This is a genomic window from Gemmiger formicilis (assembly GCF_016901605.1).
GTDB classification, from domain to species: domain Bacteria; phylum Bacillota; class Clostridia; order Oscillospirales; family Ruminococcaceae; genus Gemmiger; species Gemmiger formicilis_B.
In genome coordinates, this window is record NZ_JACJKP010001083.1 from 1 (window position 1) to 215 (window position 215).

1 pseudogene is annotated in these 215 nt (G+C 55.3%); it reads left to right on the top strand.

What is annotated here, in order from left to right:
- Nucleotides 1-215 (top strand): annotated as a pseudogene (locus tag H6B10_RS17835) (sugar ABC transporter ATP-binding protein); the annotation flags it as partial.

Sequence of the window (215 nt, forward strand, 5' to 3'; positions counted from 1 at the left end):
CACAAGATGGACGAGATCTTCGAAATCTGCGATGAAGTCTCGGTGCTGCGTGACGGCAACTTGGTCATGACCAAGAGCACCAAAGACACCGACATGAACGAGCTGATTGCCGCCATGGTCGGCCGTTCCTTGGAAAGCCGCTTCCCTCCTGTGGATAATACCCCCGGTGAGCCGATTCTGTCGGTACAGCATCTTTCCACGAAGTATGCCCCCCA